Origin of the sequence: Paenibacillus sp. RC67 (genome assembly GCF_030020805.1) — a bacterium.
In the GTDB taxonomy this organism is placed as follows: Bacteria; Bacillota; Bacilli; order Paenibacillales; family NBRC-103111; genus Paenibacillus_S.
In genome coordinates this window covers 3175056-3201172 of record NZ_CP125098.1, presented here as the reverse complement: position 1 = coordinate 3201172, position 26117 = coordinate 3175056, and the positions used below count along the sequence as shown (strand labels likewise).

The following is a 26117-nucleotide window of genomic DNA, read 5'->3' as shown; positions in this document are numbered from 1 at the left end:
ATCATTCCCACTCGAGACATATACGCAATATCAAGAGTATAGCCATCTGGAGAAACCCTGTTCTCTTTTGCCCCCTGAACATATTGATTCATGATCGTGTTAGGTGCAAATGCTGTCCTCTTTTTTCTGGAGTAGGATTATACCAATATTCTTCTCGTGTGGCCCTTTTTTCACCTAGTCCTTCAGGATATATGCTTCCATTTTTGCTTATTATTGCTGTTACACGCTCTGGATGATGCATCGCTATACGTTGTCTTTGGTCGCCTTTAATTCTAACAGTATTGTATTATGCCGAAGTACTCATGATTAATCTTAGATTGCTCAGAGCCATGCCGAATTAACAAGTAAGGAAGTATCGCGTATGAAGGAAGCGTCGCATGATCTATAATGCTCTAACACTCTGGCTAATGTTAAGGGATTAATAGAAAATGATCAGAATGAGTACCGTCCATATTTGAGTCACGCTCTTAATTTAGAAATGCTACGATCAGCACGACCAATTCCAAGTGGTAGACTGATCGCTCCTAACAATACGATGAATGCTGCGCCAATCAGAGCGGAAAGATAGCTGCCATTACCCGAGATCATCACTCCTGCAATAAGGGGACCTATAATCTGGCCGAGTCCAAAGAATGTGGTCAGCAGACCAATGATGCTTTTATTGTTGTGCGGGTATAAATCTTTTGCGTAAGCGACAAAGAGCATCGTTATACCCATAAAAGTTCCGCCAAATAATATGGTACCAAGAATAACACCGGTTGAAGAAGGAATGACTACTGGGATGGCTATGCCTATTGATTGCAACAACATGGCGAAGGTTAAAGTCCATTTTTTCCCCCAGCGTAAAGCAAGCAGAGACCAACCGACGCATGAAGCCATTGCTGCAATGCCTGCTATTGACCAACTTAAAGTGGAAATATTAGGAATGTTTGAAACCGTCTTAGCAAATGCAACAAGATAGGTGCCAGTCACGATATAGCCTAAACCTTCCAAGCCATAGGCAACCACAAGCCAAATCAATATTCTTCGAATGTTTGAAGAGTTAGGAGCGGGTTGCGAGTTAGATGCAATGGTAACCTTTTGCCTGCTCCTTAAAGCATAGCAAGCTGCCACCCCTATGAGCAGACTGATCCAGCCTAGCCCCTTCCATGCGTGAATCCAGTCACCGTTTGGAGCAAGCAGGGGGACTGAAATTCCGGTGAGCAGAAGGCCTGCCCCTACCCCTCCATAGAAGATACCTACCTGTGTTTCAGATAAACGATTCATAACAATGCTAGATGATATTACAAATACAGCCGCACTTGCTAATCCCGAAACAAAGCGGAGCAATAACCATGCATTGAGGCTGTGAAATTGTCCCATTCCCCATGTCGTAGCAATACTGAATATAAAACCGGCAAACAACAATAAGGATTGCCGCTTAACCTGAAATACTGCCAGGACAAGCGCACCGATCAGATATCCCAAATAGTTACTTGAAGCAATATATCCTGCACCAGTCGCGGTGAACAGATCGTGATCAATCATCATTGGAAGAATTGGAGTAAAAGCAAATCTTCCGATACCCATTGCCACTATCATGGATGCGATTCCTCCAAACAGCACGACCGTCGAACGACTTTCCATACCCACTCATCCTTTCCTCTCTATACTAGTCACTTTAATGATGATACATCGTTCTTGAAAACATGTATAATACAGAAATAAGATATCAGGTATCTCTATTTAATATATCAAAGTTTAAAAAGTCGGAGGTCTGCATGGATATTCAGTTACTCAAAGTATTTTACACCGCTGCGCAGGAAAGCAATATCTCTAAAGCAGCAAATAAATTAAATTTTGCTCAATCTAATGTTACTCATAAAATTCAACAACTGGAATCGGATCTGCAAACACAGTTATTTTATCGACATAATAGGGGAATTACGCTATCTCCTTCAGGTCAAATACTGCTGCCTTATGTAGAGAAAATACTTCACGTCATCCAGGAAGCAAGATCAGCAGTTGAAAGTTCCGCTGTTCCAACAGGAACACTTCATATAGGGTCTTTAGAAACAGCTGCTGCTATTCGGCTGCCTGCTCTGCTAACCCAATATCATACTCATTATCCAGCCGTGGATTTATCACTAATCACAGGCCCGAGTGAACAGCATCTCCATGCACTTCTTCATTATGAGTTAAATGGAGCGTTCGTTACAGGTCCGGTGGTGCACCCTGAACTAGTCCAAGAAGATGTTGTCACTGAGGAGCTGGTGCTTGTTGCGCCAGTCTCGCATCCACCTATTCATTCCATTCAGGATATTAAGCTGCTTACGTTTCTCGTTTTTCACAAAGGATGTTCTTATCGGGCTAAGCTAGAGCATTTGCTTCTGGATGAAGGTTTATCGCCGGTGAAGTTCATGGAGTTCGGATCGTTCGAGGCCATCATTGGTTGTGTCGGCGCTGGATTGGGCATCGCTCTTTTGCCGCGTTCTATCATCAATGAAGCGGAGCAGCAAGGCCGAATTCGTTGCCACGAGATCTCTAGAAAGCATGCCATGGTAAAAACGGTTTTTGTTAGACGAAAGGATGCATTAATTACTCCCGCCTTATCAGCGTTCTTATCGGAGATGAAAGAACATTTTCATTAAAAAAGAAGAGGTCTGTCAAGGATTCGGTGTAAACCGTTTGAACAGCACATGCTGGGACTAAGCTAGTCAGAAAAAGGGCCGCCGAGATGATTCTACGGCAGCCTTTTATGTTAACGGCTCGTGCATTACAAGCGATGTTGTGGAACTATGAGGTATGCTTGATGATTCCGGCAATTTATTAAAAGGGAGAGTGCTTTATGAATCCAGTCGTAGCGACAAAGCAAGCCGTATCATGGACCTGTAACAAACAACTCTTTTCAGAAATTAAGCTATAGCAGCCATCTAGTGAGCCTCACGATGTCCATCGATTTACTCCTTCAGTACCAAGAACATCTTTCCCACCTGCGAAGTCAGATCTACTGCCCGTTACTTCTATGAAAGTCGACAGCCGCTCGTCTAGCCAGCTGCCGTTTTGTCTATTGAACTCGTTTCCCGTTAGCCATTCATGCAGCGCAAGACCAGCGCTGCATGAATGGCTAACGGGCGGGATACTTGAATAGGTTGAATTATTTGGCGAATAATTATAAAATTAATAACTTATAACTACTTAGATATTGGGGGAATGAAACAATGCAAATTCGTGAAATTGAAGAAAAGGACAATCAAACAATAGAGCTAATTATTAAACGCTCATTGGAATCATTTAACCTAAACATTCCGGGAACAGCATATTTTGACCCTCAACTGAGCAGTCTGGCACAATATTACAAGGAACAATCAAATTCAAAGTATTGGGTTGCAGTGAATGAACAAAATGAAGTGGTAGGCGGTGTGGGAATTGCACCATTTGGGCAGGAACTGGGAATTTGCGAGTTGCAAAAGCTATACATTACACCCGAAGCTCAAGGTATGGGTCTGTCGAAGGATCTTATGAAAGTAGCACTCGACTTCGCCAAGGAACACTATACACACTGTTACTTAGAAACATTGAAGAAACTTCAAGCAGCAAATCTCCTATACATCAAATTAGGTTTCAAACAACTTGATAGACCACTAGATGGTTCAGCGCATAATGCTACGGACGCTTGGTTTATCAAAGATTTATCGTTTTTGGATTAGTGCAATTTCAAGAAATAATTCATTAAATCTAACGAAGAACTTCAATATAAACAGATGTAAAAAAAAGGCTTTAATGTATTTTTTTGCCGGACAATTATCTCACAGTCAGGGACTAGATCGTTAATACATGCCGCTTGCATCCATCGTTTTATTTATCAATTCATTAAACCGATAAAAAAAGCTTTCCATAGCCACCCTTTCGGGCGATTATAAAAAGCAAATCTGCTTTGTAGCGTCTATCGCATTCGCTTAAAATTTTTCAGGAAACTGCTTGACAATGCCTTCTGTCAAGATATCCGCTAAATGAATCATATGGCTCTCGTTTTTGTCTGTTGCTGCAATATCCGCTTTCCAATCTCCTTTGATACAGTCAAGGACTATTTCCGTAATCAACTGAAGGTGCGTATACAGCATATCTTGTAGCACTTTGAACTGCCAGTTCGGATTCGCTGCGCTTAAAAATTTTGAAATATCGTCGGCGTTTCTATGCCAATCCACCTCTAGCTTCTTCACATCCGCCTGATTGTCCGCTTTGGCAGCTACTATTATTTGCCCCGCGATCAGAATATGCTCTCTCAGAAGATCAGCTAGCTTATTACCAGCGGCTTCCCATAATAAGGCTTGATCACATTGCCTATATCCTGCTGGTTCCGTAAAAGCCGATCCAATACGTCCTTTTGATCTGGACGATTAGAAACGGCGCTAACAATATAGCTCCTCGTCCATATCGTATGATCGATCCAAACCTTTTGCATATCGCCCTTTAGTTGCACCATTTTGGGACTTAGGCAAGTCGAATCCTTCCTCTCTACTGCCTTCGCTTGCACGGATGTTACTGCGGGCGTCATACTAAAAACGAGCACCAAGGTTAACAGCAACGCTAATAACCGCATGTTTTTCACATTCATCTGCTCCTCTGCACGTTTGGAATAAAACAGGCTATTTTATTATGGTTAAAATATCCGATTTTATGCAAAGGATTATTTACAGCGTTTCGTAGTTATGCATGATCGTATATGCACTCGTTCGGTTGGATGCCTTTCGTATCGACTCGCAGTTGCAAATCTATATGTATTCAAGCTTTTCAATAATCTTCAAAAAAGAATCTGGAGAGCTGGTACTGGGAAATTCCCTTAACCATGCAAGTAGGTTTTGCACTTTCCGGCGTATTAGTCCTCAATGAGCGTTATGAAGTGCTGAAGCGTGCCGTGGATGAAACAGAGAAAGAGTTGAGAAACGCCAGTTGTACCTCGTTCGTAGGACTTTGGACTTTGATTCATCCACGATCAATGAGTAGGATACATCCGCTCATTTTATAGTATAAGAACTTCCTTCCATTAGTCAGTTCACGACTCTTCATTATATCAATTATTGTAAATATTGGTAATAAAAAATGATCAAAAAAAGAAATAGTGATTAGGAAGCTTTTTACGGTATATTAACTGTAAGAACTTATCTAAGACAATAAACTACCAATGGAGGACAACTAACCATGATACCTTTGAAACTGCCGAAAGAACAAAAACAACAAATGATATCTAGCCTACAAGAATATGTTGAAAGTGAATTTTCGCTTGAAATAGGACAACTCGCGGGCGAAAGCTTTCTCGACTTCATAACGAAAGAACTTTCACCTTACATTTACAATCAGGCACTTTCAGATGCACGTAAGATCATTGAACAAAAAATGGTTTCCATAGACGAGGAATTGTATGCGTTAGAACAACCTCTGCCTTTAACAAGAAGGAATTAATAACTCATACTTTAGTAGAAACGAAAAGCCCCGATCCTTTCATCAAGGCTTTTCGTTTTTACTTATTCCTATCCTTATTTAAAAAGTTACGGCGTATAGCGAACGTACCATCTCGAAATCGGACCTAAATGGGTCTGGTTCACAACATGAAAATAAGATAACAGAGTGATCCGATATAAACCAGCTCCATGATTCAACGTTAAATCCTGACTGAACCTCCCTTGCTGGAAAGGCGCCTCTCCCTCCCCATCGCTTACAAATGCTCCACCGTCCCAAAATTCAGCCTTTAAAGTCAGTCCGCTCCCTAATTCACGTTTCGCAATCCCTTCAGCGTGAATCACCTTATTCTTAGTTTCCATAAAACCTTGCTGTGGCTGATCTAATTCAATATCACTGTATTGAAACATGGGATCGTCCGGAGGATGCTTTACGCTCAGCTTAGATTTTTCATAATTGGCTGTGAGCTCCCAGTTTTGCTGCCAAATAATACGTTCTCCCATTTTAAAAACAAGGGTTAGCTGATTTAAGCCGGGTTTGACCTTTCTTGTGTTGACATAGTCATACAATGCTGACTCATATGTTAATTGAATTTGTTCTTTTTTATATGAAGCAGCGCCAACACCCTCGAAGTTTTCTTCTTGACCTGCATCATAAATAAAAAGTCCGCTAAACGGTTCAGTTACGTTGTTACTGTCAACAAAGGTATCATAATGTAATGCGGTCATCCTAAACTCGTCTCCATCGATTGTTTTTGGAATTACCGGCTGCTCCACATCGTATTCCATTTTGCTGAGCTGTATATATCCGCCTTGCGGTCCTTTCTTAACATTGGCACCTAGCATGGTGCTCACATCTTGCTCGCTGAGATACAGCTCGCCATTTTCTTTTTGGACCTCAAACCGTAAAGGTACCGTTCTCTGACTCGCCCCGTTCCATAGCGTTTGAGCCGTCTTTTCTCCGGAACGAACAACAAAAGAGTATCCTTTCCAATCTTTTAGAGTCACGATCCCGTCTTTGCTTGGTCCTTCAATCTGATAACTAAGTCTGGAAGCCAAATACTTAAGGCTGAAGTAATATTGATTATTCGAAGCATACCCGACTCGCTGATCCCCTTCAAACAGCTGATAATCTTTAATGTTTACTTGAGCATAATAGCCTTCATGTCTCGCAACCTGCAAATCATGCTCGCGTCCTTTGATAAGAATACGATCCTTGTTGGGATCAATCGGGAACCATCCTTTGCCCATGAAAGAATCGATCTGATACCAGCGCTGAGGCGAGGTTGGGTCATCCCAGTAAGCTAAGGCTTGAACGACTTGAGGTGCAATCACCGTTGAATTCAAAGAAATATAGCTTCCAGGAAACCGATATAACCTTGTGGCATCCGAACCCAGCTTAACCGAATCCTCAGTAGCCTTAGCATCTTCGGGATCTGCATATTTTTTGTTGAACCAGCCATCGTCATTTCCTACTCGAACGTGGTACCATACTCCTTCCATCCAATTACCCAGTCCCGCTTCCGGTTCGATTTTCTCCAAAGGGGTGATAGTTTGGGGCATCAACATCTTGGGATCCTTATCCTGATAGGGCCACGGAGTTTCAAAAAGCGGAGTCGGCAGCTTGAGTTCAACAGGTTCAGTTACCGGTAAAATGGTTCTGCCACGGTTCATGGTCCACTTCGCTCCATCTTTGGTTTCCAAGCGATAAGAGGTACTCACTGGTGTCGCGAACTCACCTGTTTCATGGAGACTAGCATTCCCTGAGCTTGCCGGGGGATAAACAGCGGGATTGATGAGCGGCGAATCATATAAAGCTGCACCTTGATGATAGGAATACCGGTCCACACTCCTTATTGAACCGATTTGTTCTATAGGTAGATGAATCCATTGCTCGCCGAGCCAGCTTGTTTGAATTTTCAGCCATTTAGAAGAATCTGGATAGCTATTTCTTAGAAACCACTGCTTTTCAGCTCCAGTCACTTTGACCTCCTGAGGCGATAAAACAGCCGTTGGTGTTGTGGATTCGTCAGGCACCGAGTATAGAGTAGTATTATTTAGCAGTGTCACACTCTCTGGAGGTTTAACATCAATCCCGCTGGGAAACGTGTAGATCCATCGTTCACCTAGCCAAGTGCTGATCTTAAACCAATTGGCATTGGTTACCCAGCCGGGTTCTCCTTCTACAACTTCTACTGTCTGCGGCTTAAGAACTCCATCCGGTTCATGAGAAAGTGTGTCAGGCTCACTATAGAAAGGCGTTTCCTGCAATAGCATTATCGCAGATGGAACATGATGAGCATCCGGCTTCTCTGTTAAAATATTCGGCGCAGCAGCGGCTAAACTTGAACCTGCTAATGACAACGGCACACCAATAGTCGCTGTAAACACGAGCTTCTTCCACATCCTACGGTTCACTCCCTCTTGTAAAAAAACGACTGTTTATACCATTCCCTTCCTCCCATTAGACGCCGCTTACCCTTAGAAAGTTTCGACAGCTCAAAAAGGCCACCATCCTCATGGCAGCCTTTTATCGGTCAAATCAATTAAGCTTCTTTAATAACAGACAAGCGTTCCCGAAATGGTCATTTGTTTCCTTTAGCGCCTGCACTGCTTCCTCATAGCCAATCTGATATTGCAGCATCAAGATCGCGGCTCGTGCATCACCATGGGCTTGCAGCGAAGCGGCAGCCGCAACTTCATCATTGGCCCCTGTCGCCTCCTTAATAATCCGAACGACGCGATCTCTCAGCTTCTCATTGGTTGCTTGCACGTTGACCATCAGATTTCCGTATACCTTGCCTAGCTTGATCATCGCGGTGGTCGTAATCATGTTAAGCACCATCTTCGTCGCAGTACCTGCTTTTAGACGAGTGGAGCCTGTTACAATCTCCGGACCTACCGGTACTTCAATAGAATATTGAGCTTCGGCACTTATGCGAGTGTTATGGTTACAGCTTAAAGCTACAGTTAACGCTCCAATTCGTTTGGCCTCTCTAAGAGCGCCTATCACATAAGGGGTTGTCCCGCTCGCTGCAATGCCAACTACGGCATCCTGACTCGTTACTTTACTTGCCAGATCGTCCCGTCCGGTTTGTTCGTTATCTTCTGCATTCTCAATCGATCGGGTAATGGCTCTTTCACCACCTGCTATCACCCCCACTACAAGCTCCGGCTCGACACCGAAAGTGGGGGGACATTCGGAGGCATCCAATACGCCCAATCTTCCGCTAGTTCCTGCACCGATATAATAAAGCTTGCCACCGTTAGCCATGACGCTCGCAATCGCTTCAATCGCATGGGTGATTTGAGGAAGCGCAGCATGAACACAGCCCGCTACCGTATAGTCCTCTTTATTCATAAGCTCGACTATATCTCTTACCGATAAAACATCCAAATGGTAGGATTTATCGTTTCTTTGTTCAGTTACTAATAATCCCGCTTGTGTCTTCACCTGAAGTCCCTCCTTGACGTTCTCATACACACTCCAGCAGTTCTTCCATGCGGCTCAGCACATAAGTAGGAACGTATTCAGAAGGATATGGATTCGTATCCACATGTGGATTTTCCGCCTTCAGCTTCTTCTCGCAAATTTCTTTGAATGCAGCGGTTTCAGCTCGTTCCTCCGGGCGGTAAGCCTTCAATGCTTCTGGCAGCTTATGATAGATAAGCACGGATGGTATTCCAGACTTGTTGGACAAATAGACATCGTGATCCAGCCGATCACCGACATGCGCCACAATCTCCCCACTCTTCTGAAGCTCTCTAAGGATGTTGACATCCGGCTTGCCGCAGCCCGCTTTTTCAGGCGTAATAATCTCATCGAACCACTCGCTCAGCCCAAGCTGACTCATCACAGGATACTGATACTTATAAAAACCATTCGTCACGGTTGCCAGCGAGTATCCTTTCTCCTTCAGCTTCTGCAATACGGAGATCGAATCAGGCTCCAGCAAAAATATTTTTGGCGCGATGGAGTGATCCAACACTAGCTGCTCCACATTAATATCCAATTCAAGCTGAAGCTCATTTAGCAGCTGCCGAACCATATCATCCCAATCGTAGGCTTCTACAGTCCGATTTTGCTGCATCCGAAGCTCATGCTCACGTACTAATGCCTCGGTTGATTTAAAAGGCTTTTGCAATTTATTAGAAATACTCTCTTCAATCGCTGGAAAAACCCATTTGCCGAACGGATTCTGCATGAGCGTCCCGTCCAGGTCAAACGTAATCCATTTCTTCATCATTTAACCGCTCCTGTCGTCATTCCCTCAATGAATTGTCTGGAAGCGAATAAGAATGCCACAATCAGAGGCAGTGAGGATAAGGTCAAGCCGCAGAACAGCAAGTTCCAATCCGTATCGTATTCTCCAAACAAGGTTAGCATACCGAGCGGGATTGTGCCCAACTCTGTCGTTTTAATAAAAATAAGGGGGTAAAAAAAGTCGTTCCATATTCCAATGGAGTCAACAATACTTACGGTTGCCAAAGCAGGTCTCATCAACGGCAAAACAATTTTGTAATAAACCTGGAAATCGTTACAGCCGTCAATCCGTGCGCTTTGATCCAAATCCTTGGGCAATGTACGGAAAAATCCGTAGAACACAAACACAGCAAACGAGATGTGACCTGCCACGTAGACGATAATCAACGAGCTATGCGTATCCAAGAGGTGCAGCTTCAGCATCATCATATATAACGGCGAAATCGCCAGCTTCATAGGGAGCATCAGACCCAGCATGAAGAAAAACAAGACGATGCCATTCCAACGGAATGTATATCTGGCTATGTAGAATGCCGCCATCGAGGATACCAGTAATACTAGTACGACAGATAACGCTGTAATATACAAGCTGTTTAAAAAATACTCTGAGAAATGTACTTTTTCCCATACCATTACGTAATTTTCAAAAGAAAATCCGCTTGGCAGCCCCAAAGGGTGAGTGGTAATTTCCTGTTTCGTTTTAAATGAGGATGTGATCATCAGGAAAACAGGATACACCGCGATGAAAGAAAATAGAATCAGTATAAAATATTTTACACTTTGTTGCAGTCGAAGTGCCATGGGTTACCTCCGATGTATTTTTACCACATTCTAAAGTTGAAGTACGCGTAAGCGGTAAGGTGTGGCTCCAAGCACCGATTAATTCTCGACTTCCTTCCGTTTAAAGAAAAACATCGAGATTGCGGTTGCACCTGAGATCAGCAGCAGTAAGACAACAGCCAATGCGGAGCCCAAACCTATGGACTCTCCCCCGCTTACTGAGCCGAATGCCAAACGGTAAAAATAGAGACCGAGCACATCCGTCGAGAAGTAAGGTCCTCCTGATGAACCCTGCATGGCAAAAATGAGTTCAAAAGTTTCAAAGGCGCCAATAAACGTTAAGATGGACATGATCATAATAGAAGGCATGGCTAAGGGTATCGTAATTTTCCAAATCATTTCAAATCCGGATGCCCCGTCGATCTTGGCAGCTTCATAAATTTCAGGTGAAATGGCCTGAAGTCCGACAAGAAAAATAAGGATTGCGAAGCCGAAGCCATACCAGCTGTTCACCAGAATAATCGTGTAGAGAGCTGTATTCGGATCTCCAAGCCAAGGCTTGGCAAGCTCTTCTAGTCCAATAGTATTCAAAAACGTGTTGAGCGCTCCATAGGTCGGGTTTAATACGAGACTAAACAGAAAGCCGACGACAATAACAGAAAGCAGCTTGGGAATGAAAAATAATGTTTTGAATAATTCCTTACCCTTAATTTTGCTGTTAATTAGTAATGCTAGAATAAAAGCTACAACAAGCTTGGTTAGCATGGTCCCAACAAAAAATATGACGTTATGTCCGAGCGCTCGGGTGAACGTTTCCTTAAAGGGAGATTCGGTGAATAACCGAATAAAATTTTGCAGACCGATAAAATCTCCACGTACAAGACCCTTCCATGAGAAAAAGCTGTTTAAGAGCGCTTGAAAAATAGGATAAATCATAAAGCCTAAATAAAAGATTAATGCCGGGAGTAAAAACAAGTGAACCAGATGTCTCTTGAACCGCTTGTTTGTCTTGACAGGTGACTTCAATACGGTGATTTCCTCAGTAGTTTCGACATTTGTACCAGCCATGGTCAGCTCCTTTTTCATACGGCTTCATCGGTGTATGATACATCATTATTTTTGAGGCTTGAACCATTTGTCAGCAGATGCTTGTGTATCTTCAGCTACCTTTTCCGGTGTCAGCTTGCCAATGTACATCCCTTGCAAGGAATCTTCAAATGTCGTTTTCGTTGTAGGTGTACCTTGGCTGAAGCTGGTCAAGAGCAGGTAAGGCGTGCTATTTTTCTCGCTAAAGGCGGCCATTTTTTTGAGCTGCGGATGCTTAGGCTCCACTCCTTTAATCGGGCTTACACGAGTAAGATCATCACTAAACATTTGACCAAACTTCTTGGATGCCAGGAATTCGATGAATTTGGTTGCTTGTTCTTGGTACTTCGAGCTTTTTGCAATACCGTAGGAACCGTCCACCCAAGTTGCGATCTGAGCAGGCTCTCCTTTTTTAGCGGCGAGACCTGGAATGAATTCAACTGGGAAAGCTACTTTATTCGCTTCGAACGTTTCCAAGCGCTGGCTTCCGTTTATGTACATAGCTGCTTTACTTGTATAGAACAAAGCTTGTGCATCTTTGTCTTCAATCGCTACGAAATCTTTAGGGAAGAACGTTTCCAGCTGCTTCATGCGTTTAATCGAATCAAGGAATTTAGGATCTTTGAAATTGGTAGTTCCTTTGAGTAATGCTTGTAAGTAATCTGTTCCTCCATAAGCGCTCGGTCCGATGACTGTATGAGTAGTGGATAGCAAATATGCGGCTTTGCCTGACTGTGCAATCGGTGTAATATTTTTTGCTTTTAAAGCTTCGCATGTTTTTACGAATTCATCCCATGTTTCTGGAACCTGCAGCCCGTTGTCATCAAATAGCTTCTTGTTATAGAAAATAACCGCATTGTTTAACATTAACGGAATGCCGTATACTTTTTTATCCGTGCCTCTTGCCGCATCCAAGTAGCTGTCAGCGAAGTTCTCAATGCCCTTCACCTTGTCGAGCGGGGTCAAATAGTTTGCATCCGCAAGTGCCTTGGCGCCATCATAAGGACGAAGCTGCAAAATATCCACTCCCGTCCCTGACTGTAACGAGTTAGCGAGAATGGTGTTGTACTCTGTTGCTTTAAAAGGCTTGAATTCCACCTTAATGTCCGGATTGTCCTTCTCGAACTCTGCGATGAATTTCGCATAACCATCCTTATCCTCAGGTCTCCAGCTGTACATAACGAGCTTTACCGGATCCCCCTTCGGCTTGGCAACCTCGCCTCCCACAGCAGGTTTGGAGTCAGTTGCTTTGGTAGCGCTTCCACCACTGCATGCACTAAGTATAGAGCTCAATAGAATCAGCATGGAACCAAAGACCAAGGTATTCCTTTTCATGTCATCATGCTCCCTTTTTTTATATTTACAATTTCTTAACAAATTATATAAAACATTGTGTCATAATGTAAACCTTTTTTTGAAATTTTATTTCACGAAGGAAAAATAAAAAAAGTCTGCCTAAGCAGACTCCCGATTTATTCCCTATATATCCGATGTTTCCAGTGAAGTCATTCAATTAATAATTGAGTCAATTGAATAAGGTTCCCGCAAGTATCATTGAAGACAGCCATCGTGATTGGCCCCATGGATGTTGGCTCGATTGTAAAGGCTACACCGAGCTTTTTCATTCTTTCGTATTCTTGATGAACATCTTCCACGGCAAACGATGTTGCAGCAATTCCCTGATCAAAAATCGCCTTCTGATACGTGAGGGCTGCCGGATTGTTGTTAGGCTCAAGGATCAATTGGATATCATCAGAACCTTCTGGAGAAACAACGGTTAGCCATCTGAATTCACCTGCCGGCATATCCATTTTTTTCACAAAGCCAAGAACCTCGGTATAAAACGTTAGGGCCTTTTCTTGATCATCCACAAATACACTAGTCAAATGAATTTTCATCATGTACCTCCGTTGTTTTATTTAAAAGGAAATGACACCGATCGAATAAAGGAAAATTAACAGGATAAGTATCGGATTCACTATCCGTAATAGGAACATCCATATTTTATACCAGACCCCTGTCAATCCTGCTTCCTCACCGGCACGTTTCCATGCATAAGCTGTAAATAAAGTAATAATCAGGCCGCCTAATGGCATCAGAATATAGGATGTTGTAAAGTCAACAACGTCAAAAATCGTCTTTTCACCGACTTTATACGGGTTCAATATACCTGATACTGAGAGCGCAGAAGGAACGCCTACTATAAAGCAAAGGATCGTTGTGTAAAGTGTCGCTCTTTTGCGACTCAGATTCCACCTTTGCATGACGAATGAAACGGGTACCTCTAGAATAGATACCGCTGAAGTCAAAGCCGCTATAGCTAGAAGCAGAAAGAACAAACCGCCAAAAATGATGCCAAAGGGCATTTGTGAAAAAGCTACTGGCAGTGCCATAAACGCCAGCCCTACGCCTTCTCCCGGTTTGAGTCCATACGAGAATACGGTTGGGAAAATAACGAGGCCACCGATAAAAGCATATATTAAATCACCAAGGCCAATAGCCAGTGTAGCGGTTCCCAAGGATTGCTTCTTGTCTACATAAGAACCATAGGTAAGCATACAACCGAAGCCAATAGATAAGGAGAAGAATGCATGTCCTAAAGCTACAAGAGCGGCCTCAGAGTCCAGCTTTGAGAAGTCGGGCTTTAAGAAAAAGCTAAGTCCTTCCTCAGCACCGGGAAGCGTCACGGATCGGAACGTAAGGATGATCAAAATGATTAAAAATCCGGGAATTAATATTTTGTTGAACTTCTCAATCCCGCCGGAAATCCCTCTGGCTACTATCCAGCCGGTAAGCAGCACGACAAGTGCCTGCCAAACAATGGGCATATAGCCACCGGCAAAAGTTACAAATTTCTCTTTATAGTCAATACCTGGCTGAAACAACAGCCCAGTGAAGGATTCCACTGCATAATGAACAGTCCAACCTGCTACAACTGCATAATAGGACATCGTAAAGAACGCGCATAGAATGGGAAGCAACCCCAGCACACCCCAATATTTTTTGCCGCTAAGATTAAACAGTGAGCTTGAAGCATTGCCCCTTCCGCCGCGGCCAATGGTCATTTCCGCCAACAGGATGGGTAAACCGACAATGAGTAAACAAAGGATAAATAACAGAAAAAATGCAGCACCTCCGTGCTTACCTGTAATATAAGGAAATTTCCACATATTACCTAATCCTACTGAACTGCCTATTGCCGCGATAATGAACCCTGAAGTCGTAAATCGATCCTTCTTATCTTTCTTTAGAGATGTCTCCGATGCTTTATTGCTCATGTTGTGATCTCCTGTCCCTTCTCTCTTACAAATAAAATATTCAGTTCTGAAATAACGGCTAAGATTTCCTTATTATGTACAATTTTCGCTCCAATAAATCCCCCTTGTACAAGAATCTACATACTACACAAACATCATGAAGAGACGGTTCAATAGAATTGAACCGTCCTGTGCAACCATTTGAAAGGATGCCTTGCTTGTCTAACAAGAGCCGCTACAGCTTGTTATTTTACATTAGCTGCTTCACTGAACTGTTTCAACGCTTGCTCAAGGATAGATCTCGGGCACGCAAGATTAATGCGCAGCCATCCTTCGCCCTCGGTTCCAAAAACCGAACCTTCGTTGAAAGCCACCTTGGCGCGGCGATACATCAAGTCCTTCAAACCTTTAATATCTAAACCCAGCTCACGGCAATCTATCCATAGTAAATAAGTGCCTTCTGGTTTAAGCGGCTTGACTTCAGGCAGATGCTTAGCTAAATAATCCAGCGCATAATCAAGATTGCCTTTGACATAAATCATCATTTCGTCCAGCCATTCGGCCCCTTCACGATAAGCAGCCTCAACTGCATCCTGGGCAAAATGCTGAGCCATATGTAAGCTCAATGTTTTGAGTCTATGCTCTATTTTCCTTCTTAGATTAGCATTGGAAGCAACGATAAATGACGTATGAAGCCCCGGCAAATTAAATGTTTTCGTTGCAGCCAAGCAAGTCACGGTAATGTCAGCAAGCTCTGGTGACAGGGTAGCAAACGGAACATGATTATGCCCAGGGAAAGTTAAGTCACAATGAATCTCATCCGAAATAACCGTCACTTGATACTTCAAGCAAAGCTCTCCCAATTGCTGCAGCTCTTCCCTCTCCCATACGCGTCCGCCCGGATTGTGAGGACTGCATAAGAGAAGCAGCTTGGCTCCATCTTTAAACAATGACTCCAGATGCACATAATCCATTTCAAAGCGCCCGTTACGAATCAGCAGCGAATTTTTGGCTACCTTACGCCCATTGCTTTCAATGACATCATAGAACGGGTAGTAAACAGGGGTTTGAATAACAACCGGAGCCCCTGGCTCACTGAATAATTCTACGGCTAGACTTAAAGACGTTACTATACTTGGAGAATCGGTAATCCAGTCTGGTTGAATCTCCCATTGATGACGCTCACGAAACCAGTTTACGATACTTTCAAAGTAACTGTCCGTGCGAATGGCATAACCATAAAGGCCAATATCTGCACGTTTCTTTAAAGCTTCTTTAACAGCGGGCGGGCTTGGAAAATCCATATCGGCAACCCACAACGAAAGTACATCCGAATCCCCGAACAGCTTTTCGTTTTGGTCCCATTTGTACGAACGAGTATTACGACGGTCAATTAAACGATCAAACGAGTTACTCAAGACATACCACCTCATGTTTATTTTGTATGACTTCGATAGTAGATAGAATTGTTCCTAATGTAGTACTTTTATAAGGTGTTTGTCAATAAATCACGATTATTAAACACAGATTAAGCCATTATTTCTTCGTAAAAACAATCGAATTGAACGCATCGTTCAATCGCTGCCACTGCTTGTCCGTCTTGACAGCGTCATTAATCCGTAATCGAATCGTATACACGATTCCGTTCTTCGCTATGACATATTCGTTAAGCGTGTAAGGGACATTTTTGCTTTTATACTGTACAGCAAATTTCTTGACATCCGTGTCGAACAACGTTTCGTCAGTCTCACTATACTTATAATTCGCATCATTATCCGCGTTTTTCTTATACTCCTGCTCGGTACGATTCAGTACTTCCTCCAAGCCGGAACGATCGTCAGCGGATATGTTCAAGCTGCCCCCCCTCGAAAGAGATGAGCTTGCTCGCAGAATCAGAGCTTCCTTCCACTCCACCATCAAACCACATTTCAGGCAGCTGAAGTGAATAAGCATATTTATTATTTGTAAACGTAACTTTCCGGTCAGGATCGATCAAATCATCCTCATCCTGGATGATGCTCATTGAACGGTTCATGGCTTCTTTAGGAAACTGTATCGAATGAGTCCAGTTTGCAAGCTGCTTCTCCATAGTCTCATTGTTAGAGGCTTTGGGATAAGTCATGCTCAACTCGTATTTATACTTGTCTTTAATAATGTAAACAACATAGGTTTGCTTCCACTTATCTCCCATAGTCCAACTGTACAGGTTTTGAATAGCGGTTGCTCCGCCTATCGTCGTCTCTTTGGAACCCTGAACCTCGCGGTAATCCGTCACATAGGTATCCTTGAACCTGTTTTCTTGTCGCGCAGCCCAATCAGCCAGAGTATCGCCTGACGCGGCCGAGCTTACCTGAACCGAAATCGATTGGTCTCCATCTTTGTTCGCGTATACATTGCCACCGCCATATTCTTTTTTACTCCATTCCTGCGGAAGATCAAAGGTCATACCGTATTCCGTCGATACCGTTGTTTTATCCTGATAAACCGAGATGTCCTTTAATGAATTGTTCTTCGCATCGTACTGAAGCGAGAATGAATCCAGTACATCCGCAATACTGTTGCTCTGTGCTGCGCTATGCTTGCTATCACTGGTATTAACAACCAGAATGGCATAATAGATTTTATCATCCTTTAAAAATGCCCTCGCCTGATAATACATCTCATTGTATTTTTCCCCAACCAACTTAGCGTAAGGCTGAGTGCCAGGACCCTCATTAACATAACGTTTCTCTAAAATCGTACCCAGCACGGATTGTGTATCGAGCTTTCAGAGGAGCCCCAACGGTGATAAATCTCGGCTTTGCTTCTCTTGTACACGAATATTAATAGCATAATCACCCTTAGCATCGGTGAACATAATATTATCCCCCGTTGTCGATTGGCTTGTCTTCACGAGACCTGAAGGATATTTCATCGACCAGCCAAAATGGCTGTCTCCTATTATAGTCTTTCCTTGGTCCGCATCAATATAAGATCCATCGGAATCCTGCACCACATTAGAGCTTGCTGATTTGTCCTCTGCAAGCACAAGATCCACGTTCTTGGATTCCGTACCGGATTGCAGCTTCAGCTGTACTTTATCCTCAGGCAAATATTTCTTGAGCGCTTCATTGTATTCGACCATATTATGTATTTGTACCGAATTAATGGACAGGAGCGTATCCCCTTGTTTAATACCAGCTTTAGCTGCGGTAGAGTCAGGCTCTACATATGTAACCTCAAGACCGCTGCTTGTCGGAAGCCCGACAACCGCTTCCCAGCTTTCAGCCAGCTCCAAGCCCAATGTAGGACGCTTCACTTTACCATATTTAAAAAATTGATCAAGCACGTATTGCACTGTATCCACAGGAATAGCGAAGCCTAGACTGTCTACGCCATATTCGACGTATTTCATCGTGTTGATGCCAATGACCTCACCCTTCATATTCACAAGCGCGCCGCCGCTGTTACCAGGGTTAATGGCCGCATCGGTTTGGATCAGCCTGTATTTGGACTGAACCGACCGTTCCATTCCGCTGACAATTCCAGAGGTTACGGAATTTCGTAATGCGAAGGATAGAGGAGTCCCGATGGCCATTACGGATTCGCCGACATGAATATCCGAGGATTCACCAAACTTCGCAGGCGTGAGACCGGTTGCCTCGATTTTCACTAGTGCCAAATCACTCTCTTCGTCGTAATGCGTAGTCTTTCCTGAGTATGATTTGCCATCGGATGTGACAATCGTAAGGTTACGCATGTTTTTCACGACATGAGCATTCGTTAGTATGTATCCGTCATTTCGAACAATAACTCCCGTTCCGTGCGCTAGCTGGTAGCGATCGGACTTCGATATTTTCTTGTCATCACTGGGTCTTCCAATAATCGCAACGACGGAAGATGTTGTCTTCTCTACTAGGGCCGGAATGGTTGTTCCAGTAGGCAGTGCATCTGCATAAACGGGAGTTGCAATCATCGTAGCTGCGATCATAACAGCTATCGAGCCTTTCATGACACCCTTACTTATCCTTTTCATTCTTTTCATGTTTCCGAGTCTCTCCCTATCAGCAGTTAGTTACTTTTCCCCTAAATCTTACCTACTCTATTGCTAGAGTGCAAGAAAAAATTAGTAAATACTAGTTTAATAGGAGTTCCTTTCCTAAAATAAAAAAACATCCATTGTGCCACTAACGGGGACACAATGGATGTTCTAATATGACCGAAGAGACTATGTCTCTTCCTTTAGCTGCTTGAACTACTGGAGCTACTGCCTATACCGCCCTTGGAAGCGGATGTCCCGCTGGATATGCTGCTGGACGATTTGCTGCTCGAAGATCCCGTACTCCCCGAAGAAATGGAAGTTCCCTTCGAAGCCGATGAACTTGATGAGTTGGTCGAACTCGAGGAAGAGCTGGTTGCACCGGAGCTTGTGGAACTGCCGGTACTTTTAGGCGCTGTGGTTGCAGTATTATCTTTCATCGAGCTATTGCTGTTAGCACCTGATGTTGTCGACGAAAACGAACCGGACCTCGACGAAGTCGAAGGCGTCGGAGCAGGTGTAGCCGTGGGCTTGGTGTTTGCCGCGGGAGAATCATTCCTTACATCCGTTCCTGCAGCTGGTCTCGTATTGGTGCTCGTGTTAGCAGCAGACTGCTGCCCAGACTTCCCTAGACTTCCAGCAGCTGCACCGATAACCGCACCAGCTAAAGCACCTGCAAGGATTCCTGAGGAGACAGATGAGCTCCGTCCATAGTACGTCCTTCCATCCTCGTTATAGGCGTAATCCTTGTTGTACGTATCGCCTGAGTCATCACATTTATTGTCGTTGTTTTCATCCTGACAATAGTCCTTTTGTGTACCGCCAAAAGGCGGAGTGCTTGAATCCCCCGGCTGTTGAGCCGGCGTAGTAGCGGCTACCTGCTGCCCCGTTGATGCCACTGGCGCTTTAGGAGGCTCCTGTCCGCATCCTACTAGTGCAGTCGCCATGAATAAAGATACCATCAATGCCGACTTATTAAGTGGAGCGCCTTTCTCTTTGTTGCCATTTGTTTGTTGTTTCTGTAACAACGAATTCACCTCATTTTGAACGTCTGACGCTGCCGCCGAACTTCTTTCAGTGCTTATTAATAAAATAAAATTAACTTTCAAAAAAAGAAAATTACTATTATTTTACTATAAATATATAAAATAGTCTCGGTTTAGATGAAAATTGACAGCATGTTTCGATTTTATCCGCTTTTCCACTCTTGTTGTTCATTACCGATTTGATGAGAGAAGTGCTTTTATTTCTGTTTGTCCCCTTCTTTCCGCCCAAGCGATCGGAAGCGCCCATGCATCTTTCACCGGAAGGGATGGATTCGCTCCTTCTTTTAATAAGAACCTCACCATCTCCATTTGGCCGTACTTGGCTGCCCATCCTAGAGGAGTCGAATTATATTCACTTTCAATCACATCGAGATTGGCACCATAAGCAATAAGTAATTTGGCGAATTCCACGTTCCCCATCCATGCTGCTTTATGCAGATAGGTAATCCCCTGCCAGTTCGCGTTATTCGGATTGGCCCCGGCATCCAGTAGTAATCGAACCATATCAAGACCCGCATCCAAGGCGTATCCAATAAAATTATTCGTGTCCCACGGGGCATTGAAATCTGCGCCGAAGCGAATCAACAGATTAACGATATCCGTATGACCATAACCTGCTGCCAGGCATAGCGGACCAAAATCACCTCCGGAATTCACAAGAGCGGGATTCGCATTTACGATTTCGCCAACTAAATCGATTCTGCCCAAGCAGCAAGCCGATTCTAGGTTCGCTGCAGCTCCATGGGTATAGAGCAATTTAACCAGCGAATCGTGTCCTTCGTGCAAAGCTATGAACAGCGGATTGCCTCCCGCTTCAACTACTGCATTCGGATTGGCACCATACTCCAGTAATACGGTTACGCATTCCTTATGGTTTCCTTTTGCGGCTGACCACAATGAACCTCCGTTATCAGCATCTCGCTCTGGAGCATTCGGATCTGCTCCACGCTGGAGTAACAGCTTGACAGCAGCCACATGTCCATGTAAAGACGCATAATGGAGTGGTCTTTTTCCGATGCTATTTTTCTTGTTTACTAGGGTAGGGTCTTCATCCAGATAAGAAGCAATAAGCTCTGTATCTCCTACGGCTGAAGCCAACCAAATATCATAGGCAGCTCCACGTGCTACCAAGTAGCCTGCGAGAAACCAGTGATTCCGCAGTGCTTCTGCACTTAAATCACGACGAGCACGATACCAGTAATCTCCGTCAATGGCTAGCTGTAATGGAGTGGCGCCATCCGCGCGCTTCAGATACAGATCAGCCCCTCGGTTAAGCAATTCATCTATAAGCCATAGTTGGCGGGTAAGAACAGCCCAATGCATTGGGGTATTTCCACGTTCATCCCCGGAATGGATCGCTTCGGGGTTCTCAATTAGTTCACTAAGGATATCTGCTCTCTTTCTATCCCGAATGATGCTGGCGATCCTGCTTCCTGCCGGAGAGCTCTGATAATGATGCTTCAAATGCCTCTCTAACAGCTCCGCAATGGCGCTCCATCCCCGATCCTTTGCCTTAGTCAAAGGATCGTCCTGCCACTCCAAGTTTTTCTCTGCAGCGTTCGCACCATGATTAAGAAGTAATTGTACGGAAGCTAAATGCCCTGATCTGACGGCAAAATGTAATGGTGTGAAGTAACCCCTTCGGCAATCTACGAGCATTGGGTCCTGGCGCAGCAGGTTCTCCATCGCTGAAGTGTCCCCCTGGACCGAGTAAGTTATCATTTTTTGAACAGCATCATCGTTGACCACAGCTCACAATCCTCCTCGAAGATCCCCAAGATATAAAAATAGCGAGGGACTTCTTGCACTCCCTCGCCTTTCTTCCATTATACCATAATTTACTATACTTTGATTTGCTTGATTGCTTCACGCATATCTTGGGTCATCTCATTTAAGGCAATGGCAGAGTCAGCCATTTGCTTGACTACATCCAATTGAATATCCGTTAGTTCACGAATATGTCGAGTTTGATCGGAGGACGATTTGGCAATATCCGCGATTCCGATAACAGAGGCGGCTACCTCTTCCGATCCAGCAGATATTTGTTCGGTAGCAGCCGAGATATCGTGAATCTGATCCGCCACGAATCGGAACTTCTCTACAATCATCGCCAGGTAATCTTCAGCCTGCTCCGACAATACCGTGCCCTTCTGCACTTCCTCGGAGCCTTTGTTCATTGCATCACTGATCCGCTGCGACTCGTTTTGCACGTTATGAAGCAGCTCTCCGATCTTCTGTGCAGACCCTGAAGCATTCTCCGCCAGCTTCCGTATTTCGCCTGCCACAACCGCGAATCCTGCTCCATGCTCACCGGCTCTAGCCGCCTCAATGGAAGCATTAAGAGCTAGCAGCTTCGTCTGATTTGCAATTTCAGCAATTCCACTCAGTGCGTTCTCGATCTCATTCGAATATCCTTGAAGAACACCGACTCTTTGGACGGCTTCTCCTGCCGCAGAAGATATCGTATGGATTTGAAGATTCATTTGGTGAATCGCTTTTTTACCGGATTCAGCATTTTCCAGTGCTTTTTGAGATGCGTCCGCAGCCGTTAATGAAGCTTCTGAAATCCGTTGAATCGCCGTAGTGATCTCTTCCATGGAACGGCTGCTCTCATCTGTACTCATACTTTGGACTTGTGCGCCTTCAGCTACTTGCCCGGCAGCCTGATTGGCTTTTGTATTGATTTCCAGAACATGCTTAGCATCTGAGGCGAATCGGTCGGAGGAATACACAAGCTGCTCTGATGTTTGAGCTACGTTAGAGACAATGCGGCCAATGATCGTATTCAAGCTTAAGGACATTTGAACCATCGCTTGGTATACCGCTCCAATCTCATCTTTAGAACGAACAGGATGCGTCGTTAATAAACGGTTCGCGCCCGCCAGTTCACCTACAGCGATTTGTTCTGAAGCACCCACAATCCATTTAAGAGGCCGGAAGGATCGAACAAGAACCCAAGTAATCAATACAAGACTCAAAAGCGTAATGATCCCCATCAGTACATAAATAGGAATACTCTGACGGATCATATCCCCTGAAATGGAGTCTGTTACGGCCGCATCCGTATCAATACCGAGTACTCCAATTATAGTACCGTCTGCTTTCTTAATGGGTGCATAGGACGAAATATATTTGCCGTATTGTGGATTATCGATAATAGGCGAGCTTGCGTTTTCCCCAGCTATTAGCGATTTAATTGCGTCATCAGGAATATCAGTGACCTCATTAATAGGAGACGCCGATTGCGATCCTTTAGGTTGACCGTCTATGACGATTAGCGGCCTCTGACTCTCATCGATTCTGACAATATATACGTACAATGCGCCAATTTGCTCGCGAAACAGATTGAGCTCTTGACGAATGGTCCAATACTTGTCGTTCTCCTGAGGATTCTTCAAGAACGGTTCCAATTGGGTAGTATCCAATTTTTTAGCGTAGCTGTCCGCCATACGGATCCCGTAGCTTGTTATTACCCCTTTGGCTGCGGTTTTTACATTGCTGACCTGCAAAAAGACATATCCGGCGGATAGCAAAACAATAACCATCATAACAACTACAGCAATCTTTAACGCCAGACGATTTTGAGTCCATTTGAAACCTTTCATGATTATCGAGCCCCTTTAGCAATATGACACTACACAACGTTTCAACATGCACATTTTGTTTTCGACATATTTTTCCTTTTCCCTTCCCCGAGGGGGAATATTTTCCTATAAAAATAAAAAAACGCTCCGTATTTATACAGAAGCGCTTGATTATTTAAGCATAATGAATCATTTTATTTATAAAAGCTCGGACAAAACCGTGTTTTCGAACGATTATTGCTTTATTTTTTTCACAATAAATTCGGTAATCCCGGACAGTATGATGGTTATGGATAAAACTCCAAGCGCATAAGGAACCACTAAAGGCACGACTCTATAGTCGCTAATTTTGATCCAATGTAAAAACAACGGGTACAATAATAGCAGCGCAAAGAATATAATCATCTTCATTCGAACAGATCCCTTCATGCAGTTTCAAGACCCAGTTTACATGAGACCTTGACTCTTTTCAATCAAAATTAAGAGTCTAATCAACCTGTTCTCCTGGCTTGGCATGATAGGTCTTCCCCAATTGTCTCTGCGCATTCCTTATCCCGTCTTACAGATGAAAATTAATATCACACCGAGAACCGATAGGGATCATTTCATTTAAATAATTGGCAACAAGAGCTCGTTCCTCTGCATTCACAGACCGATTCGAGTAGAAATCAAAACAAAGTGTCCCCGTTTCAGCATCATAATCCGCAAATGACAGCCGCCCGAAGGAAAACACTTGATTCATATAATCCATAATTTCATCCTGCTCCAGCACTCTGCTCATAGCTTTCTTTTTCAAATCGTCCGGCAGCTCTTGAACCTGAGGAACCTTATCGTTTTGCACCATATGATAAGACTTTACTTTAAAGCAGGCGTAAGGATGCAAGTAGTCGGATGCATACTGCTTCAAGCTGCGTATATCCTTATCATGGAGCTGCAAATCCTCATTCCATGCATAAACCGTAACTTTATATTTACCCTCCGTATGAACCCGTACATATCGTATATGAGGGAAGCGTTTTTTGATCATATGCTCGGATAAGATGCGAGTGCGCACAGTCCATCACCTCGTGATCATATTTAATCAGACTAATAAATGCTAGCGCTTACAGGTTTGTTCACAAAAGAAAGGCAGCGTCCCTCCACGATGATGTAAAGGTCAGCTGCCGCTTCGATTAATCTGCTTCCGGAACTCTGAGACCAAGGCCTTCTGCTACACGTTGTCCGTAATCCGGATCAGCCTTGAAAAAGTGACCGATTTGTCTAAGCTTAATTTCATCGCTTTCTACCGGTGTCATAGCACCCACTATAGTTTGAATGAGCCGCGAGCGCTCCTCTTCGTTTAACAGACGATATAAGTCTCCTGCTTGGGTATAATGATCGTGATGGTCGTAAGCTACGCTATCCGCTTCACCGGAAACTTCAAAAGCCGCTTGCTTGTTTTCCCTTGTTTCAGAAGGTCCGCCGAAGCTGTTCGGCTCGTAGTAGACGGAACCTCCACCGTTATTATCAAACCGCATTTGACCGTCCCTCTGATAATTGTTCACTTCGTTGTGCGCGCGGTTGATCGGGAGAGATTGATGATTAGCGCCGACCCGGTAGCGATGAGCGTCATGATAAGCGAATAAGCGGCCTTGCAGCATTTTATCCGGAGAGACGTCAATTCCAGGTACCAAGGTTCCAGGAGAGAAGGTTGCCTGCTCGACTTCAGCGAAATAATTCTCCGGGTTTCTGTCAAGGACCATACGGCCGACTTCAATTAACGGATAGTCTTTCTGAGACCATACCTTAGTCACATCGAACGGATCGAAGCGATAGGTATTCGCGTCCTCCAGGGGCATAATCTGAACACAGAGCTTCCAGGAAGGGAACTCGCCTTTATCTATTGCATTGAAGAGATCCTCTGTATGGTAATCCGGGTTATCAGCGGCTAGTTGTGCAGCAAGCTCAGGAGCCAAATTTTGTACTCCCTGCTCCGTCTTAAAATGATACTTCACCCACACTCCCTGACCGTCTGCGTTGACCCATTTAAATGTATGACTGCCAAAACCGTGCATATGCCTGAAGGTTGCAGGAATCCCGCGATCTGACATCAGTATAGTGACTTGGTGCAGCGATTCTGGTGATAAGGACCAGAAATCCCATACGGCGTTCGGGTTCTTCAAATGAGTTTGAGGATGTCTCTTTTGGGTATGGATAAAGTCCGGAAACTTGATTGCATCACGAATAAAAAATACGGGAGTATTATTGCCTACTAAATCATAATTACCTTCGTCTGTATAAAATTTAACGGCAAAACCGCGCGGGTCCCTTACCGTATCGGACGACCCGCTCTCACCTGCAACCGTAGAGAAGCGGATGAATAATGGCGTTCTTTTGCCAACCTCCGATAAAAAGCCGGCTTTCGTGTATTGCGTTAAATCATTCGTCACCTCGAAATAGCCGTGTGCCCCGGCACCCTTGGCATGCACGACCCTTTCCGGTACCCGTTCGCGATTGAAATGCGCAAGCTTTTCTAGCAAATGCACGTCTTGAATGAGAGTCGGCCCCCGTGATCCTGCTGTGATGGAGTTCTGGTTGTCCCCAACAGGAGCGCCCCAACTTGTAGTAAGCTTATTCTTGTTCTGACTCATTCTTAATCACCTCA

The 26117-nt window shown here is 44.1% G+C and carries 22 protein-coding genes and 1 pseudogene; 4 read left to right on the top strand and 19 right to left on the bottom strand.

The genetic code is table 11. The features are described 5' to 3' along the window. Positions 1-459: 459 nt before the first annotated feature. The gene (locus QMA13_RS14665; RefSeq protein ID WP_282942262.1) at positions 460-1626 is read right to left on the bottom strand and encodes a YbfB/YjiJ family MFS transporter; all 1167 of its coding nucleotides are present in this window, start codon (positions 1624-1626) and stop codon (positions 460-462) included. A 134-nt stretch (positions 1627-1760) separates the two neighbouring features. Here QMA13_RS14665 and QMA13_RS14660 point away from each other — a divergent pair, with 134 nt between their 5' ends. Then, entirely contained in the window at positions 1761-2630 is an 870-nt protein-coding gene (locus QMA13_RS14660; protein ID WP_282942261.1) for a LysR family transcriptional regulator, read from the top strand. A 570-nt stretch (positions 2631-3200) separates the two neighbouring features. Next, positions 3201-3689 (top strand): GNAT family N-acetyltransferase, encoded by a 489-nt coding sequence (locus tag QMA13_RS14655; RefSeq protein WP_282942260.1) that lies wholly within the window; start codon positions 3201-3203, stop codon positions 3687-3689. A 249-nt stretch (positions 3690-3938) separates the two neighbouring features. On the opposite strand, the pseudogene QMA13_RS14650 reads toward QMA13_RS14655, so the two are convergent. Next, positions 3939-4591 (bottom strand): annotated as a pseudogene (locus QMA13_RS14650) (glycosyltransferase). A gap of 590 nt (positions 4592-5181) precedes the next feature. On the opposite strand from QMA13_RS14650, the gene QMA13_RS14645 reads away from it, so the two are divergent. Then, positions 5182-5442, top strand: a complete 261-nt coding sequence (locus QMA13_RS14645; RefSeq protein WP_282942258.1) for a DUF2164 domain-containing protein — start codon at positions 5182-5184, stop codon at positions 5440-5442. 86 nt (positions 5443-5528) lie between these two features. Here the strand turns inward: QMA13_RS14645 and QMA13_RS14640 are convergent, their stop codons facing one another. The 12 genes from QMA13_RS14640 to QMA13_RS14585 form a co-directional block, all read right to left on the bottom strand. Then, positions 5529-7844, bottom strand: a complete 2316-nt coding sequence (locus QMA13_RS14640; protein ID WP_282942256.1) for a hypothetical protein — start codon at positions 7842-7844, stop codon at positions 5529-5531. Between the two features lie 136 nt (positions 7845-7980). Then, positions 7981-8892 carry an N-acetylmuramic acid 6-phosphate etherase gene (murQ, locus tag QMA13_RS14635; RefSeq protein ID WP_282942254.1) on the bottom strand — a complete coding sequence of 304 codons (912 nt, stop codon included), beginning with the start codon at positions 8890-8892 and terminating at the stop codon, positions 7981-7983. Between the two features lie 22 nt (positions 8893-8914). After that, a complete protein-coding gene (locus tag QMA13_RS14630) occupies positions 8915-9685 on the bottom strand; it encodes an HAD family hydrolase (RefSeq protein ID WP_282942252.1) in 771 nt (256 codons plus the stop codon). Continuing rightward, positions 9682-10503, bottom strand: a complete 822-nt coding sequence (locus tag QMA13_RS14625) for a carbohydrate ABC transporter permease (protein ID WP_282942251.1) — start codon at positions 10501-10503, stop codon at positions 9682-9684. Before QMA13_RS14625 ends, QMA13_RS14630 begins: the two co-directional genes overlap by 4 nt. Before the next feature lie 78 nt (positions 10504-10581). Beyond that, complete coding sequence (locus tag QMA13_RS14620) at positions 10582-11568, bottom strand: carbohydrate ABC transporter permease (protein ID WP_282942250.1); 987 nt, start codon at positions 11566-11568, stop codon at positions 10582-10584. Positions 11569-11595: 27 nt separating this feature from the next. Further along, on the bottom strand, positions 11596-12903 hold the full coding sequence (locus QMA13_RS14615) for an ABC transporter substrate-binding protein (protein ID WP_282942248.1): 1308 nt from the start codon (positions 12901-12903) through the stop codon (positions 11596-11598). 170 nt (positions 12904-13073) lie between these two features. Further along, positions 13074-13466 (bottom strand): VOC family protein, encoded by a 393-nt coding sequence (locus QMA13_RS14610; protein WP_282943401.1) that lies wholly within the window; start codon positions 13464-13466, stop codon positions 13074-13076. Between the two features lie 21 nt (positions 13467-13487). Next, complete coding sequence (locus QMA13_RS14605) at positions 13488-14846, bottom strand: sodium-dependent transporter (RefSeq protein ID WP_282942247.1); 1359 nt, start codon at positions 14844-14846, stop codon at positions 13488-13490. 224 nt (positions 14847-15070) lie between these two features. Next, positions 15071-16243: a MalY/PatB family protein gene (locus QMA13_RS14600; protein ID WP_282942246.1), complete on the bottom strand. Its 1173-nt coding sequence runs from the start codon at positions 16241-16243 to the stop codon at positions 15071-15073. A 118-nt stretch (positions 16244-16361) separates the two neighbouring features. Further along, the gene (locus QMA13_RS14595; RefSeq protein ID WP_282942244.1) at positions 16362-16679 is read right to left on the bottom strand and encodes a hypothetical protein; all 318 of its coding nucleotides are present in this window, start codon (positions 16677-16679) and stop codon (positions 16362-16364) included. Further along, the gene (locus QMA13_RS14590) at positions 16663-17484 is read right to left on the bottom strand and encodes a DcrB/PsbP domain-containing protein (RefSeq protein ID WP_282942243.1); all 822 of its coding nucleotides are present in this window, start codon (positions 17482-17484) and stop codon (positions 16663-16665) included. Before QMA13_RS14590 ends, QMA13_RS14595 begins: the two co-directional genes overlap by 17 nt. Positions 17485-17592: 108 nt before the next feature. Beyond that, positions 17593-18849 (bottom strand): S1C family serine protease, encoded by a 1257-nt coding sequence (locus QMA13_RS14585; RefSeq protein ID WP_282942241.1) that lies wholly within the window; start codon positions 18847-18849, stop codon positions 17593-17595. 237 nt (positions 18850-19086) lie between these two features. On the opposite strand from QMA13_RS14585, the gene QMA13_RS14580 reads away from it, so the two are divergent. Further along, entirely contained in the window at positions 19087-19557 is a 471-nt protein-coding gene (locus QMA13_RS14580; protein ID WP_282942239.1) for a hypothetical protein, read from the top strand. 503 nt (positions 19558-20060) lie between these two features. Here the strand turns inward: QMA13_RS14580 and QMA13_RS14575 are convergent. The 5 genes from QMA13_RS14575 to katA all read right to left on the bottom strand — a co-directional run bounded on the left by QMA13_RS14575 (position 20061) and on the right by katA (position 26103). After that, positions 20061-21638, bottom strand: a complete 1578-nt coding sequence (locus QMA13_RS14575) for an ankyrin repeat domain-containing protein (RefSeq protein WP_282942237.1) — start codon at positions 21636-21638, stop codon at positions 20061-20063. Positions 21639-21730: 92 nt separating this feature from the next. Beyond that, entirely contained in the window at positions 21731-23494 is a 1764-nt protein-coding gene (locus QMA13_RS14570; RefSeq protein WP_282942235.1) for a methyl-accepting chemotaxis protein, read from the bottom strand. A 213-nt stretch (positions 23495-23707) separates the two neighbouring features. Then, a complete protein-coding gene (locus QMA13_RS14565; protein ID WP_282942233.1) occupies positions 23708-23884 on the bottom strand; it encodes a hypothetical protein in 177 nt (58 codons plus the stop codon). Positions 23885-24032: 148 nt separating this feature from the next. After that, positions 24033-24527, bottom strand: a complete 495-nt coding sequence (locus QMA13_RS14560; RefSeq protein ID WP_282942231.1) for a hypothetical protein — start codon at positions 24525-24527, stop codon at positions 24033-24035. A 118-nt stretch (positions 24528-24645) separates the two neighbouring features. Further along, the gene (katA, locus tag QMA13_RS14555; protein WP_282942230.1) at positions 24646-26103 is read right to left on the bottom strand and encodes a catalase KatA; all 1458 of its coding nucleotides are present in this window, start codon (positions 26101-26103) and stop codon (positions 24646-24648) included. Positions 26104-26117: the final 14 nt, after the last annotated feature.

Excerpts from the sequence above, each read along its gene's own strand:
- QMA13_RS14665 (WP_282942262.1), bottom strand. The coding sequence starts at position 1,626 with ATGGAAAGTCGTTCGACGGTCGTGCTGTTTGGAGGAATCGCATCCATG.
- QMA13_RS14660 (WP_282942261.1), top strand. The coding sequence starts at position 1,761 with ATGGATATTCAGTTACTCAAAGTATTTTACACCGCTGCGCAGGAAAGC.
- QMA13_RS14655 (WP_282942260.1), top strand. The coding sequence starts at position 3,201 with ATGCAAATTCGTGAAATTGAAGAAAAGGACAATCAAACAATAGAGCTA.
- QMA13_RS14645 (WP_282942258.1), top strand. The coding sequence starts at position 5,182 with ATGATACCTTTGAAACTGCCGAAAGAACAAAAACAACAAATGATATCT.
- QMA13_RS14640 (WP_282942256.1), bottom strand. The coding sequence starts at position 7,844 with ATGTGGAAGAAGCTCGTGTTTACAGCGACTATTGGTGTGCCGTTGTCA.
- QMA13_RS14630 (WP_282942252.1), bottom strand. The coding sequence starts at position 9,685 with ATGATGAAGAAATGGATTACGTTTGACCTGGACGGGACGCTCATGCAG.
- QMA13_RS14625 (WP_282942251.1), bottom strand. The coding sequence starts at position 10,503 with ATGGCACTTCGACTGCAACAAAGTGTAAAATATTTTATACTGATTCTA.
- QMA13_RS14620 (WP_282942250.1), bottom strand. The coding sequence starts at position 11,568 with ATGAAAAAGGAGCTGACCATGGCTGGTACAAATGTCGAAACTACTGAG.
- QMA13_RS14615 (WP_282942248.1), bottom strand. The coding sequence starts at position 12,903 with ATGAAAAGGAATACCTTGGTCTTTGGTTCCATGCTGATTCTATTGAGC.
- QMA13_RS14610 (WP_282943401.1), bottom strand. The coding sequence starts at position 13,466 with ATGAAAATTCATTTGACTAGTGTATTTGTGGATGATCAAGAAAAGGCC.
- QMA13_RS14605 (WP_282942247.1), bottom strand. The coding sequence starts at position 14,846 with ATGAGCAATAAAGCATCGGAGACATCTCTAAAGAAAGATAAGAAGGAT.
- QMA13_RS14590 (WP_282942243.1), bottom strand. The coding sequence starts at position 17,484 with ATGTATTATCAGGCGAGGGCATTTTTAAAGGATGATAAAATCTATTAT.
- QMA13_RS14585 (WP_282942241.1), bottom strand. The coding sequence starts at position 18,849 with ATGAAAAGAATGAAAAGGATAAGTAAGGGTGTCATGAAAGGCTCGATA.
- QMA13_RS14570 (WP_282942235.1), bottom strand. The coding sequence starts at position 23,494 with ATGAAAGGTTTCAAATGGACTCAAAATCGTCTGGCGTTAAAGATTGCT.
- QMA13_RS14565 (WP_282942233.1), bottom strand. The coding sequence starts at position 23,884 with ATGAAGATGATTATATTCTTTGCGCTGCTATTATTGTACCCGTTGTTT.
- katA (WP_282942230.1), bottom strand. The coding sequence starts at position 26,103 with ATGAGTCAGAACAAGAATAAGCTTACTACAAGTTGGGGCGCTCCTGTT.